This window comes from Aequorivita nionensis (assembly GCF_046352995.1).
Taxonomy (GTDB): Bacteria; Bacteroidota; Bacteroidia; order Flavobacteriales; family Flavobacteriaceae; genus Aequorivita; species Aequorivita nionensis.
This window is the reverse complement of record NZ_CP130281.1, coordinates 3,264,724-3,279,608: the sequence shown is the minus strand read 5'-3', so window position 1 is coordinate 3,279,608 and position 14,885 is coordinate 3,264,724. Positions and strand designations below refer to the sequence as shown.

Genomic DNA, 14,885 nt, shown 5'->3' with positions numbered 1-14,885 from the left:
CAACCGTTTATTTATGGGAACTTTCCAAATAGAGGGCGGGCATAAACTGAAAGGCGAAATTACGCCACAGGGTGCCAAAAACGAAGCCTTACAAATTCTTTGTGCAGTATTATTGACTCCGGAAAAAGTTATTATCGAGAACATTCCAGATATTCTAGACGTCAATAAACTGATAAAAATTTTAGAAAATCTCGGCGTGAAAATCCAAAAACTTGGAAAGGGCAAATATGCTTTCACAGCTGACGATATCAATCTTGATTATCTAGAATCTGAACTTTTCAAACAGGAGGGAAGCTCATTACGTGGCTCCATTATGATTGTTGGCCCTTTGTTGGCAAGATTTGGGAAAGGTTATATTCCTAGACCTGGCGGCGATAAAATTGGAAGAAGAAGACTCGATACACATTTTGAAGGTTTTATAAAACTTGGCGCAAAATTTAGATATAATAAGGAGGAACGCTTTTATGGTGTTGAAGCTCCAAAAGGTTTAAAGGGAACTTATATGCTTTTGGACCAAGCCTCGGTTACGGGTACAGCGAACATTGTTATGGCTGCGGTTTTGGCAAAAGGAATTACGACTATTTATAACGCTGCCTGCGAGCCCTATCTTCAGCAACTTTGCAAAATGCTGAACGCGATGGGCGCAAAAATCAGCGGTGTTGGCTCTAATCTATTAACTATTGAAGGTGTTGACAACCTAGGTGGCTGCAAACACAGAGTCTTGCCAGATATGATAGAGATTGGTAGCTGGATTGGTTTGGCCGCAATGACTCATAGTGAAATAACCATTAAAAATGTTAGTTGGGAAAATTTAGGGTTAATACCAGAAACCTTTAGAAAATTGGGTATTAAACTTAATAAGAAAGGCGACGATATACATATACCATCACATAAGGAATACGAGATTCAAGGATATATCGATGGTTCCATACTCACCGTGGCAGATGCACCGTGGCCTGGTTTTACTCCAGATTTATTGAGTATTGTTCTTGTGGTCTGTACCCAAGCAAAAGGAAGTGTGCTCATTCACCAAAAAATGTTTGAAAGCCGTTTGTTCTTTGTAGATAAGTTGATAGATATGGGAGCCAAAATTATTCTTTGCGATCCGCACAGAGCAACTGTTATTGGCCACAATTTTCAATCTAACCTTAAAGCTACGACAATGGTTTCGCCAGATATTCGGGCAGGAATTTCATTGTTGATTGCAGCACTTTCAGCAGAAGGTACAAGTACCATCCACAATATTGAGCAGATTGATCGAGGTTATGAAAATATTGATGAACGGCTTCGTGCCATTGGCGCAAAAATTACAAGAACAGAGCCTTAATAAATTTTAAGCTTTACGGTTTTTGTTGATTTCGTCCTGTAGTTTTCTTCGCAGCTTTTGCTCGCGCTCTAAACTGTTTCTGCGATAATCTTCCAGTTCAATTTCCATCTCCGCCATTTTCAATTGTGCGGCATTTGTGATTTTGTGACTGTTCAGAAATCTGTAGAATAAAAATCCACTTATTAGCAATAAAATTAATATTATACCCCACATTATAGCGTTGTAGGTAGCTTTGGATGTTAGGATGCCAAACACCTCAATGCCATCCTCTTTTTCTTTAGCTTTAATAAGGTTTTGTTGTGTGTTTTTTAGGTTTTGTCCAAGAGAATCAACAGCAATTCTTTCTTGAGACACCTCGCTTTCCATAAGGGCAATTTTCTTTTGCAAAGTAGAAACTGAGTCTAAAATATTTCGCCTTAAAGTAGCTAATTGGGTTTTTTTAACAACCTTATATTCTTGATAACTGTTGCTTTTGTCAAAAACCTCAGTCATCTGGTCATTTAGTGTGTTTTTATTTACTTGAATTGAATCCTGGGCTGTAATTGTCAGGCTAAAAAAGAATAGGGGAAGGATTAGGGATAAAATCTTCTTCATGGCTTCAGGTTTGTTTGCGATGCTTTACTTAACAGTGCAAGAGTAGAAAAAATTGTGCACAACCGCCCAAATTTCACTTCAAATTACAAAATCTTTAACAAACTCCCTAGTTGTTACTTTAGAACATGAGAGTGCTCCTGAAGGACATTTTTTTACTTGTGAAATGATTTTTTTTGTAGTAGCTCCTTCTAAATCAATCCAGGGTATGACTGAAGTTTTGAATACTGAAGAAAGACCTTTTGCACAGGCCTCAGCATGAATACAAAGACTAGGTTCATAGGTAACAATAACTTCACCATTGGTGAATACATTTTTGTAGGCTTCCATAGATTTACAATTGGGGTTTTGTAAAATTCTTTTAAAAATATCGATAAAACTATATATTTTATCGATATAATACACAAATTAGGAATAATCGTACATAAATTAACAGATTTTAATAAACTGCTTCTTTATAAACTTGCAAGCATCTTTCACGTGCTTCTTTGTGGTCAACTATTTTTTCGGGATAATTTTTTGTATCATATTCTGAAACATATTTTTTAATGTATTTGTAATCTTTATCAAACTTTTCAATCTGTGTAGTTGGATTAAAAATCCTGAAATACGGAGCTGCATCAACGCCACTTCCAGCTGCCCATTGCCAATTGCCCACGTTGCTTGCCATTTCGTAATCAAGAAGCTTTTCGGCAAAATAGGCTTCGCCCCAACGCCAATCTATTAAAAGATGCTTACATAGAAAACTTGCGACTACCATTCGCACGCGGTTGTGCATATAGCCTGTTTCATTCAGTTGGCGCATTCCTGCGTCAACTAATGGATAACCAGTTTTCCCTTCTTTCCACATTTTAAATTCTTCTTCATTGTTACGCCATTCTATGCGGTCATACTTCTTTTTGAAGGCATTCTCTACTGTTTCAGGAAAATGCCAAAGAATTTGCATAAAAAACTCCCTCCAAATAAGTTCCTGCCAAAACACTTCGTTCTTTTCCGCAGTTGCTTTTTTTATCATTTTGCGGATACTCACAGTTCCAAAACGAAGGTGCGGCCCCAAATGTGAAGTTGCATCCTCCGCAGGAAAATTGCGCCGCTTTTCATATTCTTGAATGGTTGTTGGCGTAACATCATATTCAGGAATTTTGATTTTAGAGTTTTTAAAACCAATATCGCTTAACGAAAGATTCGGAAGTCGCGAATTTTGATATAGATTTTTTAAAAATTCATTGGTGTAGTAAATCTTTTCAGTATAATCCTTTTTGAATTTTTCCTTCCACTTCTTCATATAGGGCGTGTAAACAATGTACGGATCGCCATCGTCTTTCACTATTTCGTCTTTTTCAAAAATAACTTGGTCTTTAAAAGTGTAAAAGCCTATTTCCTTTTCGGTAAGTAAATTTTCAACCGCTTCATCACGCTTTTTTGCATAAGGTTCATAATCGTGATTGGTAATTACGTTTTGAACCTCAAATTCTGAAATCACTTTATTAAAAACTTCCTGTGGCTTTCCGTGATATATTGCAAGGCTACTGCCGTGTTCCTGCAATTCGTTGCGCATTTTTTGAAGTGTTTCAAAAATAAATGTGATACGGGCGTCGTCTTTTGGGAGCTCGTTGAGTATTTCAGAATCAAATATGAAAACTGGCAGTACCGGAAATTTTCCGTGCAGCGCTTTGGAAAAGCCAACATTGTCATCCAATCGCAGATCTCTTCGGAACCAAAAGATGTTTACTTTTTCAGCCAATTTAATTGATGTTTAATGTTGAAAGTCCGCCGTCAACGCCAAAAACCTGACCTGTAATCCATTTCGATTCCTCATTTAAAAGAAATGCAGCCATAGCAGCAATATCTTCTGTATCGCCTACTTTTTTTAATGGATGACGCTCCGCCATTTTTTCCTTTTTGGCATCGCTATTCAAAAGTTTTGAAGCCAAAGGCGAGTCTGTTAAAGAAGCCGCAATTACATTTACCCTAAAATTGGGCGCATATTCCGCTGCAAGTGCTTTCGTAAAACCTTCAATAGCACCTTTTGCCGCAGCAACGCTTGTGTGGAAAGGCATACCCACTTTTACCGCAACCGTACTAAAAAAAACAAGACTAGCTTGTTCTGAATTTTTCAGTTTGGGCAACAAACCGTTTACCACCCGAACCAGCGAATGGAAGTTGAGTTCCATATCTTCTTTGAACGTTTCGGTACGCATCATTTTAAAAGGTTTTAAATTGATACTACCTGGACAATAGACAAGGCCATCAATTTTTTCGGGCAAATCCAAGGTTGTAATATCATCTTTCAAAGCATCAAAGGCGAAGTGTGTAACTCCTTTTGGAATATTTTCGCTGCTTCGCGATGCAATAATTATGTTGTGGTTTTCTTTTAACTTAGAAGCGATTGAAGCTCCAATTCCATAAGAACCACCGATTAAAAGTATATTTTTCTGCATTGTTCTATTTTTTTTGAAATTACATCGTTCCAAATAGTTCCACCAGCTTGTTTTTTCGGTATTCAAATATTTCATCCAACTTCGGTTTTACCAAAAAAGGATGCACCAACTGACCAAGAAAACCAAACGGAAGTTTGTAATGTAGCAAGTCTTCCATTTCAACCCCGCCGTCAATTTCTTTTATAAAATGTTTGTGATGCCAAAGTGTGTAAGGCCCGAAGCGTTGCTCGTCCACAAAATATTCTTTGTCAACTACGTGGGTAATTTCGGTGACCCATTTGGTTTTGATGCCCAAAATTGGGGTGACTATATATTCAATAATCTGCCCTGCAAACATTGGTCTGTCTGCTCCAGATTGAATATTGAAACCCATATAATCGGGTGTAATTACTTTTAGGTTTTCAGGATTAGACAGAAAACTCCAGGCTTCATCCACAGAAATTGGAAGGTTCTGCTTTGCATGCAGCTTATAAATTTTCATTTAGCCTTTCATTTCGATTAAATGCTAATTTCCGATTCATAAGTAATAATCTATTGTTATTGGTTTTCACATTTTCTCTATGGAAACGCGGCTTAAATAATTTTTTTAAAAACTTCAACATTTTTTTTTAATTTTCATTAAAAATAGTTTGTTTCAAGATATATAAAAAAGTTTAAACAAATAATTAACAATTCTTCCGTAATTAAACTATAGCTTGAATTATGATGATTCTTTCATCGACAGTTTTTTAATTTTTTAAGCTTTTCTTAACTTTTTAAACTCCTGCATATTGTATTTTCGTGAGGAGATATAAACCACTAAAAATCATTATCATGAAAAAGATTATTTTACTTTTTTCCGCCTTAATATTAACTGTTGGTATTCAGGCACAAATTACAACCCCACAGCCCAGTCCGTTTCAAAAAATTGAACAAAAAGTTGGCCTTACAGACGTAACTCTGGAATATTCAAGACCCTCTATGAAAGGCAGAACCATATTTGGTGGTTTGGTTCCTTATGACGCTATGTGGCGTACTGGAGCAAATGCTAATACAAAAATCACTTTTAGTGAAAATGTTGAAATTGGTGGTAAATCTGTTAAAGCTGGTTCATACGCCATCTTCACAAAGCCAGGTGCTTCAAACTGGGAAGTTTATTTTTATAGCGATACAAACAATTGGGGAACTCCAGAAAAATGGGATGACAGCAAGGTAGCAGCACAAGTTTCTGTACAAGCATATCCAATGCCAATGAATATTGAAACTTTCACAATGAGCTTTGATGAGTTGAAAAATGATTCTGCTATGCTGGGGATACTTTGGGAAAAGACTTATGTAGGTGTGCCAATTAAATTTGGAACTGATAAAGCGGTTTCTGATAACATCCAAAAAGTGATGAATGGCCCAAGTGCTAATGATTATTATGCAGCGGCTGTATATTATCTTGAAACAGGAAAGGACATCAACCAAGCCAAAACTTGGATTGATAAATCTATCAATATGAACAAAGAGCCTGCTTTTTGGCAACTGCGCCAAAAATCTTTAATTTATGCAAAGGCAGGGGATAAAAAGGGCGCTATTGAAGCTGCTAAAAAATCAATGGAGCTTGCAAAAACTGCAGGGAATAATGATTATGTGGCTTTAAACCAAAAGTCTTTAAAAGAATGGGGGGCAATGTAATAGCTTCACTTCCTTAAACGAATAAGCCCCGAACATTCGGGGCTTTTTTTATTTTGGGCCTTTTGGCCCCTTGGGTCCTTTCTCGCCTTTGTTACTGTGACCATTTCGGTATCTGTCTAAAAGCTCGCGTTTAAAGTCGTCTTCCGTTTTTTTTAGGATAATTATTTTCTTTGATGAAATTACCCCACGAAGTTCAGCAATCATCTGTTTGCGTAGCTCCAACTGTTCACTCTCCAAAGATAGGCTAGTGTCAATCAATGCATTTGCTTCAGTGTCGTTCATTTTATCCAGTCCATCTCTCAACTTTTGATAGATTTCGCTTTTTTCTTTCTTTCGAAGCGCGTGGAATTTGTCATCATACTTATTATAAATTGGCCAAAATTTCTCTGCTTCATTTGATGTTAGCGATAACTTCTCCGTAATATAAGCTGTTTTTAAAGCTTTAATTTTTTCGTGTTTCCCGTCCTGGGCCTGCATAGCTATTGATGCAAGTAGGAATATAAAAATTAATTTTTTCATTGTTCGTTTATTAAAATTTCTTCATCCACATTTTCTAAAAGGTAGTTTTCCAGTGTGGTTTCTGAAAATTGCTGATTTTCAAAATTTAAGTCTGTAATATCTTCATCATCAATATAAGAAGTGAGATCATAAAGGTCTAAATTTAAATTACCGTCTTCAATGTACGTGTCAATGGCTGCCAATTGTAGCGAATCCAAACTTGAGTTGTCGGTTTTGGTATTGAAAAGAGTAAAGCCAATAAGCAAGCAAGCCGCTATTGCTGCTGCATAACCAAAATATTTTTTTGGGAAAAGCGGAATTACTTTCGTAGGTTTTTCTGAATTGATTACCGTTTTTAAAACACGGTCCTCAAGGTTTTCGAAATAACCATCAGGAACCTTATGTCCAGCAGATTTCGGGAATTTTTCTTCTGAAATCCTGTTGAAAAGTCGTTTCTCAAAATCATCGAAATAATTTTCAGGAGTTTTAAAACCAGATATGTTTTTATTTTCTTTCATTGTTCCATTAGGACTTGAAAAACGTTAAAGAGTTTCATCCTGTGTTTTTATGAATTCTGTAATTTTCTTTACTGCAATGTGATAGCTGCTTTTCAATCCGCCAACAGAGGTTTCCAAAATTTCTGAAAGTTCCTCAAAAGTGTGGTCTTCAAAATATTTCATTGTAAAAATTAATCGTTGTCTATCAGGAAGCGTTGCAATCGCTTTTTGAAACTGAAGCTGTAATTGGTCACCTTCAAAATATACATCGCTTTCTAAATTGCGCAGAGCATTATCTTTCACGTTTTCCATTGAAACATTATTGCGTTTCGCTTTTTTGTTAAGAAAGGTGATGGATTCATTTGCTGCAATTCGGTACATCCAAGTGTGCAACTTACTCTCACCTTTAAAGGAATTAATATTTCTAAAAATCTTGATAAAGGTATTTTGAAGCACATCATCAGCATCATCGTGATCCAAAACCATATTCCGGATTTGCCAATAGAGCCGTTCTTTATACTGCGTAACTAGCTCCCGAAAGGCAGATTCCTTTTCCGATTCGGTCTGCAATGCCGTTACAAGTTCTTGTTCTTCAACCATTTTTAAGCGAGCAACTTATTTATAAGACTAAGTTACAGAACAATGGTTTAATATAGTATATATAATTATGCAAGTGATTGCATTTCCACCAAACTGAAGTAAACGCCTTTTTTCTCCAAAAGCTCTTGGTGTTTGCCTTGCTCAACAATTTTTCCTTTGGAAAGTACCACAATATTATCTGCATTTTGAATGGTTGAAAGACGGTGCGCAATAACAATGGAAGTTCTGTTTTTCATCATTTTTTCCAAGGCATCCTGCACCAAACGCTCGCTTTCGGTATCCAAAGCTGAAGTTGCTTCGTCCAAAATCATAATTGGTGGATTTTTGAGAACGGCACGAGCAATGCTAAGGCGTTGTTTTTGTCCGCCGCTCAGTTTGTTCCCGCTGTCGCCAATATTTGTATCAAAACCTTCCGGAAGGTCTTTAATAAATTCATAGGAGTTGCTTATTTGCGCAGCATCCATTAACTCTGAATCGGAAGCTAAAGGCTTTCCTAGCTTTAAGTTGTTTGCCACAGAGTCATTAAATAAGATGGAATCCTGCGAAACGATTCCCATTAAACCACGTAAAGATTTTTTCGATATATCTTTTATATCTACTCCATCAATTTCAATGCTACCTTTGTTTACATCATAAAAACGCGTAAGCAGGTTTGCAATAGTACTTTTTCCACTACCTGATTGTCCAACGAGCGCTACGGTCTTTCCTTTGGGAATTTCCAAAGAGAAATCTTTCAACACGTATTGATCTTCATATTTAAAGGAAATATTCTTGATGGAAATAACGCCATCAAAACCTTCTTTTTGAACAGGGTTTTCAATATCTGTAATTGTATTTTCAGTTTCCAATAATTCGAAAATACGTTTTGCAGAACCATCTGCGCGTTTTATGGAATAACTTGCTTTTGCAATGGCTTTAGCTGGGGTAAGAATGTTGTACGCCAACGTAATATAGCCAATAAAAAAACTGGCCTCAAGAGTTTTGTCAATAAACACTAAATAACCTCCAAAAACCAAAAGAATTCCTATGGTTATAATTCCTAAAAGTTCACTAACTGGAGAAGCGAGGTTTTGTCTATTCGTTACGTTGTTGGAATATTTGTAAAATCGCTCATTGCTATCCTCAAACTTCTTTTGAAATAGATTTTCGGCATGAAATGCTTTTATTATCCGTAATCCGCCCATGGTTTCCTCCAGAATGGAAAGAAAAATACCTTGTTCTTCCTGTACTTTTAAAGAACGCTTTTTTAAGGACTTACCAATTTTTGAAATTAAAAACCCAGAAATAGGCAAAAACAGAAATACAAAAAGGGTTAGTTTAGCACTTATAAGGAGCATTGTTATTAAGGAAAAAAGTATAGTAAGTGGCTCGCGAACTATCATTTCCAGAACGGAAAGCACGGAGTTTTTCACTTCATCAACATCACCGCTCAAACGAGAGATGGTATCTCCTTTTCTTTTTTCAGAATAAAATGCCAACGGAAAACTAATTACTTTTCTATAAAGATCGTTACGAAGATCTCTCAAAACTCCATTCCGCATAAAAGTAGAATAGAACATTGCTAAATAGTTGCTCAAATTTTTCAATAAAAAGAGAGAGATAATTATACCTACCATATACATAAGTACTTTAAACTCTCCGTATTTGTTGATGTTATCAATGATAACGTAATTTAATGATTCCTGTAAATATTCTTTTATTTTTGAAATACCATCATATATTGGTTTTGTTCCAAGTGTGCGATTGTTACTAAATATAATTTCAAAAACCGGAATAAGGGCCACAAAAGATAGGGTGCCGAACAATGCATATAAAACATTGAAAAATATATTTAGATACGCATACCTTTTATAAGGGAGGACATATCGTATTACTTTTTTGAAATAATTCATTAACTAATATTTAATTGGCCGGCAATAGCATCAATTTTTTTCTGAAGAATTTCTTCAAAACTTTCCTTTTCGGAAGTGTTCACGCTAATGTAGAACTTTATTTTCGGTTCCGTACCGCTGGGTCGCGCTGCAATTTTGCTGCCATCCTCGGTATAATAAATCAAAACGTTGGATTTTGGCAGGTTTAGTGACAAAGTTTCCTGTTTTGTGAAATCCGTTGTTTCGTTTTTGGAAACATCGTCCAATCGAATTACTTTGCTACCAGCAATTTCCTTAAATGGGTTTTCGCGAAGGGTTTTCATTATTGCAGCAATTTCCTCGGCGCCTTTTTTTCCTTTTTTGGTAATTGAAATTAAATGCTCACGATAGTTTCCGAATTGGTTGTAAATGGCATTCAAATATTGAAACATACTGCTGCCAACATGTTTTTTCTGGGCCGCAATCTCGCAAGCAAGTAGGGTAGCGGTAACCGCGTCTTTATCACGGACAAAATCACCAACTAAATAGCCAAAACTTTCCTCGCCGCCACCAATAAATTCCAGCTCGGGGAAATCTTTGATCATTTTGGCAATCCACTTAAAACCCGTAAGCCCTTCAATATATTTTACGTTGAAATGTTCTGCGACCTTTTCAACCATTGGTGTAGAAACAATAGTTGAGGCTACAAATTGTTTTCCGTTAAGTTTTCCTGTTTTCTTCCACTGCTCTAAAAGGAAATGCGTCATCAAAACCATTGTCTGGTTTCCGTTAAGCAAAACCATTTCGTTTTTATCATTTCTTACGGCAACTCCCAAACGATCGCAATCTGGGTCGGTTCCAATAACGATATCTGCATTTTCTTTGTCAGCAAGTTCCAAAGCCATTTTTAAAGCGGCTGGCTCTTCTGGGTTTGGCGATTTTACGGTTGGGAAATCTCCGTTTGGTTCAGCCTGTTCTTCAACAATCAACACGTTTTTATAGCCAGCCTGTTCCAAAACCTTCGGAATCATTGTGATAGAAGTACCGTGAAGCGAAGTGAAAACAATTTTTAAATTGTCTTTGGCTATTTGGGAAGTGTTGAAAGTTCCATTTTCAACAGAAGCATTCGCGAAAGCTTCGTCAACTTCAGTGTCAATAAGTTGAATTAAATTTTTATTTGCTTCAAACTTTATATCTTCATATTTAAGCGAATTTATTTCAGCAATTATTTCGTTGTCCTGCGGTGGAACCAATTGTCCGCCATCTTGCCAATACACTTTGTAGCCGTTATATTCTGGCGGATTGTGTGAAGCTGTTAAAACTATTCCAGCTTGACAGTCCAAGTGTTTTACTGCGAAAGAAAGCTCTGGTGTGGGGCGTAATTCTGAAAAAAGAAAAACCTTTATACCGTTTGCTGAAAAAACATCAGCGACAACTTTTGCAAATTCTTTGCTGTTGTGCCGGCAATCATAAGCTATAGCAACCTTGGTTTCTTTATTGGGGAATTGTTCTTTTAAATAATTTGAAAGGCCTTGGGTGTTTTTCCCCAGTGTGTATTTATTGATTCGGTTATCGCCAAGTCCCATAATGCCTCGCATTCCGCCAGTGCCGAATTCTAGGTTTTTATAAAAACTGTCTTCCAATCCTTCTGGATCGTTAGCAATCATTTCTTTAATATCGTGCTGGGTTTTTTCGTCGAAAAAAGGGGTGAGCCACTGGTTAACGCGGGCTAAAATTTTCGGATCTACGTAAATCATTCGCTTAAATTAATATGCAAAAATAAAGAATCTCTGTGGTTAATCTTTGAAGTTTCGCTGTTCTTTAATGATGTAGTTTCTGGAATCCTTTTTGCTTCTAAGGATTAATTCGCCCAAAAATCCTGCAAGGAAAAGTTGGGTCCCCAAAATCATTGCGGTTAGGGCTATAAAAAATTCAGGTCTTTCAGCAATTAGTCTTCCGGCAGGGTTTAGAAAAAGTTTATCTATACCAAGAAAAAGCGCAAAGCAAAACCCGATAAACAGCATGAAAGCGCCCCAAGCGCCAAAAAGGTGCATAGGCCTTTTGCCAAAACGTGACAGAAACCAAATGGTTATCAAATCCAAAAAGCCGCGAATAAAGCGTTCTGCGCCAAATTTTGTAGTGCCGTATTTTCGGGCTTGGTGCAAAACAGTTTTTTCAGAGATATTGCTGAAACCTGCATTTTTAGCCAATACGGGAATGTAGCGGTGCATTTCACCTGTAACTTCAATAGATTTTACAACCTCTTTTTTATAGGCTTTCAAACCGCAGTTGAAATCGTGCAATTTTACGCCAGATGTTTTTCGCGCTGCATAATTGAACAATTTGGAAGGCATGTTTTTGCTAAGTAAAGAATCGTATCTTTTCTTTTTCCAACCAGAAACAAGATCAAAACCTTCCTCGGTAATCATTTTATAGAGTTCTGGAATTTCTTCGGGATTGTCCTGCAAATCAGCATCCATCGTGATTATTACATCGCCTTTCGCCATCGCGAAACCAGCGTGAAGTGCTTGCGATTTTCCGTAATTCTTCTGAAATCGAATTCCTTTTACGGTTGGATTTTTTTCAGAAAGTCCTTCAATTAACTTCCAGGAATTGTCGGTACTGCCATCGTCAATAAAAATGAGCTCGTATAAAAAACCATTGGATTGCATAACATCTGCAATCCAACGGTACAATTCATTTAGCGATTCTTCTTCGTTGAGAAGAGGTATGACGATGGAAATATTCATTCAGCTAATTAAAGTTGTTGAGGTGGGTTTTTCTTCATTACCAATCCAGCGAAAAGCGAAATAATAAATCCAAAAAACAAAGTTGCAATTATTGCGAAAGCAGACATTATCATTGGTGACATAAATTTCGCAGACATGTTCATTGCCATATCGATTTGTTCCTGTGTCATCTCAGGATTTTTTACCAACATTTGTTCTCGAGAGAAATCCAAGGTTTTTTGAACAAAATCTGGGTCAATATAATTCATAAAAATATAGTTAAAAACTACTGCAATAATTCCAGCTACAAGGCTAATTGCCAAACCGGTTTTTAGTGCTTGCCCCAGTGTAAGGTAATTTTCGTTTGAAATTTTAAATGCTTTTATACCATAAACAATAACGCCTACGGAAATAATTAACTGAAGAACAGTTAGCCACCATGGCCGATCAATATGAACGTCAAGTACGTAAGAGATAACTTGTAAAACAATTGAAAGTAATGCCAATAGAACCCCATAATTGAGTGCTATTTTTTTTAATGAAGTAGTTTGAGTTTCCATTTTTTATTGGTTTTTTGGCCTACCAAAAAAGTGGCAGACAGGTTCGGTTTGTTAGTAAACAAATATAGTAAAACGTTACATTTGCGGGCGATTTTGCGGTGAATAAAAAAAGTGTATTATTTTGTTGCTAATTTCCAATTAATACTTAAATTTGCAAACTCAATTCCGAAAGGTCGGAAGAGCGCATTTTTAAATTATAATATTAGAGAGATGAAAAAAGGTATCCACCCAGAAAATTATAGATTAGTTGCTTTTAAGGATATGAGCAATGAAGATGTATTCCTTACAAAATCAACTGCAGATACTAAAGAAACTATCGAAGTGGATGGTGTTGAGTATCCTTTGGTAAAGATGGAGATTTCACGTTCTTCACACCCTTTTTATACTGGAAAAGCAAAACTTATTGATACTGCAGGACGTATTGACAAATTCAAAAACAAATACGACAAGTTTAAAAAACCTGCTGCAAAAGAAGCTAAAACTGAAGAATAATCTTCATTTTAGTAAAACATACAAAAGCCTTCGAGAAATCGAGGGCTTTTTTGATTTTAAATTTACGATTGCCGATTGTAGATTTTTGAGTAATATTGAATATGTATTTTTATAACTATGATTTTTAGGAAATCGAAAATCTAAAATTTAAAATCGTAAATCAAAATGAATTACATCCTCTTTGACGGCAACGTTCGCAACCAGCTTTTGCCTTTTACATTTACACGTCCAGTTGCGGAAATTCGCGTGGGAATTTTGACCATTCGTGAAAAGTGGGAACAGTATTTAGGCTTTACCACAACTACGGTTACCGAAGATTACCTTTCAGAGAAATATCCTTTTTTGGAACTTGAAAAGAATGTTTTGATAAATGCTTCTTTTCTTCCTTCAAAAAACTTGGTGAACATAATTAAAGGTTTGGAAGAAAACCAAGCCGTATTTTTTGATGATGAACCGATTGCTTTTTTCACAACGGAAGCACAGGAAGTAGATTTTGAAACCTTTGATGTTATTCAATATACATACGACGACGTTCTGAGAATAGAACACACTTGGGATATCTTTTCAAAAAATGGCGAAGCGATAAAACGCGATTTCGAAATAATAACCAAAGACAGGGAATCACAACCAATTCCAAAAAGCATTTGGACAAAAAATCCCGAAAATATTTTTATTGAGAAAGGGGCAACCTTGGAATTCTGTACATTAAACGCTTCCGAAGGGCCAATATATATTGGCAAAGATGCTGAAATTATGGAGGGCGCATTGGTTCGCGGCCCATTTGCACTTTGCGAACACTCCACCTTGAAAATGGGGGCGAAGATTTACTCAAATACTACGATTGGACCCCACAGCAAGGTTGGGGGAGAGGTGAACAATTCTGTGATTTTTGGCTATTCAAATAAAGGCCACGATGGGTTTTTGGGAAATTCTGTTTTGGGAGAATGGTGCAATTTGGGAGCCGACACGAATAATTCAAACTTAAAAAATAACTACGCCGAAGTTCGTCTTTGGGATTACGAAACCGAAGGTTTTGCCCGCACAGGGCTACAATTCTGCGGTTTGATGATGGGCGATCACAGCAAATGTGGAATTAACACAATGTTCAATACCGGAACGGTTGTGGGTGTGAGCGCTAATATCTTCGGAAGTGGTTTTCCTCGTAATTTTGTTCCAAGTTTTAGCTGGGGCGGAAGCGGCGGTTTCACAACCTATAAAACAGATAAAGCTTTTGAAGTTGCAAAAGTAGTGATGAGCCGAAGAGGTATAGAGTTTTCAGAAATTGATGCCAAGATTTTGGAACAGGTTTTTGAAGAAACGGCTAAATGGCGGAAAGCTTAGTGGTAAAATAAAAAGTAAATCAGCACACAAATAATAACAAGCATTACGCTTCCGAAGACAACAACTAACTGTTTTTGGCGGCGTAATTCCTTTTCCTTTAGTTTTCGTTTGAAAGCCTCAAATTGAGCGGGAGACATTTTTTTATAGTCAATGATTTTTCCGTAGTTCTCGTTATGTTCATCAACACTTTTATCGAAGAGGCTCTTCTTATTTCTCTTATTGTGCTTTAAAGAGGCTATCATTGAAAAAATATGCCCGGCGCCTCCACTCATAGTTATACTGTTTGAATTGTCAAGATCT

General features: G+C 36.6%; 17 protein-coding genes. 4 read left to right on the top strand and 13 right to left on the bottom strand.

Features of this window, described 5'->3' with window-relative positions:
* Nucleotides 1–13: 13 nt before the first annotated feature.
* A complete protein-coding gene (gene murA / locus Q2U82_RS15010; RefSeq protein ID WP_410005623.1) occupies nt 14–1,327 on the top strand; it encodes a UDP-N-acetylglucosamine 1-carboxyvinyltransferase in 1,314 nt (437 codons plus the stop codon).
* A 6-nt stretch (nt 1,328–1,333) separates the two neighbouring features.
* Here the strand turns inward: murA and Q2U82_RS15005 are convergent, their stop codons facing one another.
* The 5 genes from Q2U82_RS15005 to Q2U82_RS14985 form a co-directional block, all read right to left on the bottom strand.
* Nucleotides 1,334–1,921, bottom strand: coding sequence for a hypothetical protein (locus Q2U82_RS15005; RefSeq protein ID WP_410005622.1), 588 nt, complete (start codon nt 1,919–1,921; stop codon nt 1,334–1,336).
* Between the two features lie 78 nt (nt 1,922–1,999).
* Nucleotides 2,000–2,248 carry a (4Fe-4S)-binding protein gene (locus tag Q2U82_RS15000; RefSeq protein WP_410005621.1) on the bottom strand — a complete coding sequence of 83 codons (249 nt, stop codon included), beginning with the start codon at nt 2,246–2,248 and terminating at the stop codon, nt 2,000–2,002.
* A 109-nt stretch (nt 2,249–2,357) separates the two neighbouring features.
* Nucleotides 2,358–3,662, bottom strand: a complete 1,305-nt coding sequence (locus Q2U82_RS14995; protein WP_410005620.1) for a cryptochrome/photolyase family protein — start codon at nt 3,660–3,662, stop codon at nt 2,358–2,360.
* A 1-nt stretch (nt 3,663) separates the two neighbouring features.
* Nucleotides 3,664–4,359 (bottom strand): SDR family NAD(P)-dependent oxidoreductase, encoded by a 696-nt coding sequence (locus Q2U82_RS14990; protein WP_410005619.1) that lies wholly within the window; start codon nt 4,357–4,359, stop codon nt 3,664–3,666.
* A 19-nt stretch (nt 4,360–4,378) separates the two neighbouring features.
* Nucleotides 4,379–4,840 (bottom strand): SRPBCC family protein, encoded by a 462-nt coding sequence (locus Q2U82_RS14985; RefSeq protein WP_410005618.1) that lies wholly within the window; start codon nt 4,838–4,840, stop codon nt 4,379–4,381.
* Between the two features lie 332 nt (nt 4,841–5,172).
* On the opposite strand from Q2U82_RS14985, the gene Q2U82_RS14980 reads away from it, so the two are divergent.
* Complete coding sequence (locus tag Q2U82_RS14980) at nt 5,173–6,018, top strand: DUF2911 domain-containing protein (protein WP_410005617.1); 846 nt, start codon at nt 5,173–5,175, stop codon at nt 6,016–6,018.
* 48 nt (nt 6,019–6,066) lie between these two features.
* On the opposite strand, the gene Q2U82_RS14975 is transcribed toward Q2U82_RS14980, so the two are convergent.
* The 7 genes from Q2U82_RS14975 to Q2U82_RS14945 all read right to left on the bottom strand — a co-directional run bounded on the left by Q2U82_RS14975 (nt 6,067) and on the right by Q2U82_RS14945 (nt 12,752).
* Nucleotides 6,067–6,537: a hypothetical protein gene (locus Q2U82_RS14975; RefSeq protein WP_410005616.1), complete on the bottom strand. Its 471-nt coding sequence runs from the start codon at nt 6,535–6,537 to the stop codon at nt 6,067–6,069.
* A complete protein-coding gene (locus Q2U82_RS14970; RefSeq protein WP_410005615.1) occupies nt 6,534–7,034 on the bottom strand; it encodes a hypothetical protein in 501 nt (166 codons plus the stop codon). Before Q2U82_RS14970 ends, Q2U82_RS14975 begins: the two co-directional genes overlap by 4 nt.
* 24 nt (nt 7,035–7,058) lie before the next feature.
* Complete coding sequence (locus Q2U82_RS14965; protein WP_410005614.1) at nt 7,059–7,613, bottom strand: RNA polymerase sigma factor; 555 nt, start codon at nt 7,611–7,613, stop codon at nt 7,059–7,061.
* A 65-nt stretch (nt 7,614–7,678) separates the two neighbouring features.
* A complete protein-coding gene (locus tag Q2U82_RS14960; protein ID WP_410005613.1) occupies nt 7,679–9,505 on the bottom strand; it encodes an ABC transporter ATP-binding protein in 1,827 nt (608 codons plus the stop codon).
* Nucleotides 9,505–11,220: a phospho-sugar mutase gene (locus Q2U82_RS14955; RefSeq protein WP_410005612.1), complete on the bottom strand. Its 1,716-nt coding sequence runs from the start codon at nt 11,218–11,220 to the stop codon at nt 9,505–9,507. The genes Q2U82_RS14960 and Q2U82_RS14955 overlap by 1 nt, the downstream gene beginning before the upstream one ends.
* Nucleotides 11,221–11,259: 39 nt before the next feature.
* Nucleotides 11,260–12,213 carry a glycosyltransferase family 2 protein gene (locus Q2U82_RS14950; RefSeq protein WP_410005611.1) on the bottom strand — a complete coding sequence of 318 codons (954 nt, stop codon included), beginning with the start codon at nt 12,211–12,213 and terminating at the stop codon, nt 11,260–11,262.
* Between the two features lie 8 nt (nt 12,214–12,221).
* Nucleotides 12,222–12,752, bottom strand: coding sequence for a DUF4199 domain-containing protein (locus Q2U82_RS14945; protein ID WP_410005610.1), 531 nt, complete (start codon nt 12,750–12,752; stop codon nt 12,222–12,224).
* A gap of 210 nt (nt 12,753–12,962) precedes the next feature.
* On the opposite strand from Q2U82_RS14945, the gene Q2U82_RS14940 reads away from it, so the two are divergent.
* Nucleotides 12,963–13,244: a type B 50S ribosomal protein L31 gene (locus Q2U82_RS14940; protein WP_272855576.1), complete on the top strand. Its 282-nt coding sequence runs from the start codon at nt 12,963–12,965 to the stop codon at nt 13,242–13,244.
* Nucleotides 13,245–13,409: 165 nt separating this feature from the next.
* Nucleotides 13,410–14,585 carry a GlmU family protein gene (locus Q2U82_RS14935; protein ID WP_410005609.1) on the top strand — a complete coding sequence of 392 codons (1,176 nt, stop codon included), beginning with the start codon at nt 13,410–13,412 and terminating at the stop codon, nt 14,583–14,585.
* Here the strand turns inward: Q2U82_RS14935 and Q2U82_RS14930 are convergent.
* Complete coding sequence (locus Q2U82_RS14930) at nt 14,582–14,857, bottom strand: hypothetical protein (protein WP_410005608.1); 276 nt, start codon at nt 14,855–14,857, stop codon at nt 14,582–14,584. The two genes, Q2U82_RS14935 and Q2U82_RS14930, sit on opposite strands and share 4 nt — an antisense overlap.
* Between the last annotated feature and the right edge of the window lie 28 nt (nt 14,858–14,885).

Coding starts and splice junctions, on each gene's coding strand:
- murA (WP_410005623.1), top strand. CDS start 14: ATGGGAACTTTCCAAATAGAGGGCGGGCATAAACTGAAAGGCGAAATT.
- Q2U82_RS15005 (WP_410005622.1), bottom strand. CDS start 1,921: ATGAAGAAGATTTTATCCCTAATCCTTCCCCTATTCTTTTTTAGCCTG.
- Q2U82_RS15000 (WP_410005621.1), bottom strand. CDS start 2,248: ATGGAAGCCTACAAAAATGTATTCACCAATGGTGAAGTTATTGTTACC.
- Q2U82_RS14990 (WP_410005619.1), bottom strand. CDS start 4,359: ATGCAGAAAAATATACTTTTAATCGGTGGTTCTTATGGAATTGGAGCT.
- Q2U82_RS14985 (WP_410005618.1), bottom strand. CDS start 4,840: ATGAAAATTTATAAGCTGCATGCAAAGCAGAACCTTCCAATTTCTGTG.
- Q2U82_RS14980 (WP_410005617.1), top strand. CDS start 5,173: ATGAAAAAGATTATTTTACTTTTTTCCGCCTTAATATTAACTGTTGGT.
- Q2U82_RS14975 (WP_410005616.1), bottom strand. CDS start 6,537: ATGAAAAAATTAATTTTTATATTCCTACTTGCATCAATAGCTATGCAG.
- Q2U82_RS14970 (WP_410005615.1), bottom strand. CDS start 7,034: ATGAAAGAAAATAAAAACATATCTGGTTTTAAAACTCCTGAAAATTAT.
- Q2U82_RS14965 (WP_410005614.1), bottom strand. CDS start 7,613: ATGGTTGAAGAACAAGAACTTGTAACGGCATTGCAGACCGAATCGGAA.
- Q2U82_RS14960 (WP_410005613.1), bottom strand. CDS start 9,505: ATGAATTATTTCAAAAAAGTAATACGATATGTCCTCCCTTATAAAAGG.
- Q2U82_RS14955 (WP_410005612.1), bottom strand. CDS start 11,220: ATGATTTACGTAGATCCGAAAATTTTAGCCCGCGTTAACCAGTGGCTC.
- Q2U82_RS14950 (WP_410005611.1), bottom strand. CDS start 12,213: ATGAATATTTCCATCGTCATACCTCTTCTCAACGAAGAAGAATCGCTA.
- Q2U82_RS14945 (WP_410005610.1), bottom strand. CDS start 12,752: ATGGAAACTCAAACTACTTCATTAAAAAAAATAGCACTCAATTATGGG.
- Q2U82_RS14940 (WP_272855576.1), top strand. CDS start 12,963: ATGAAAAAAGGTATCCACCCAGAAAATTATAGATTAGTTGCTTTTAAG.
- Q2U82_RS14935 (WP_410005609.1), top strand. CDS start 13,410: ATGAATTACATCCTCTTTGACGGCAACGTTCGCAACCAGCTTTTGCCT.
- Q2U82_RS14930 (WP_410005608.1), bottom strand. CDS start 14,857: ATGAGTGGAGGCGCCGGGCATATTTTTTCAATGATAGCCTCTTTAAAG.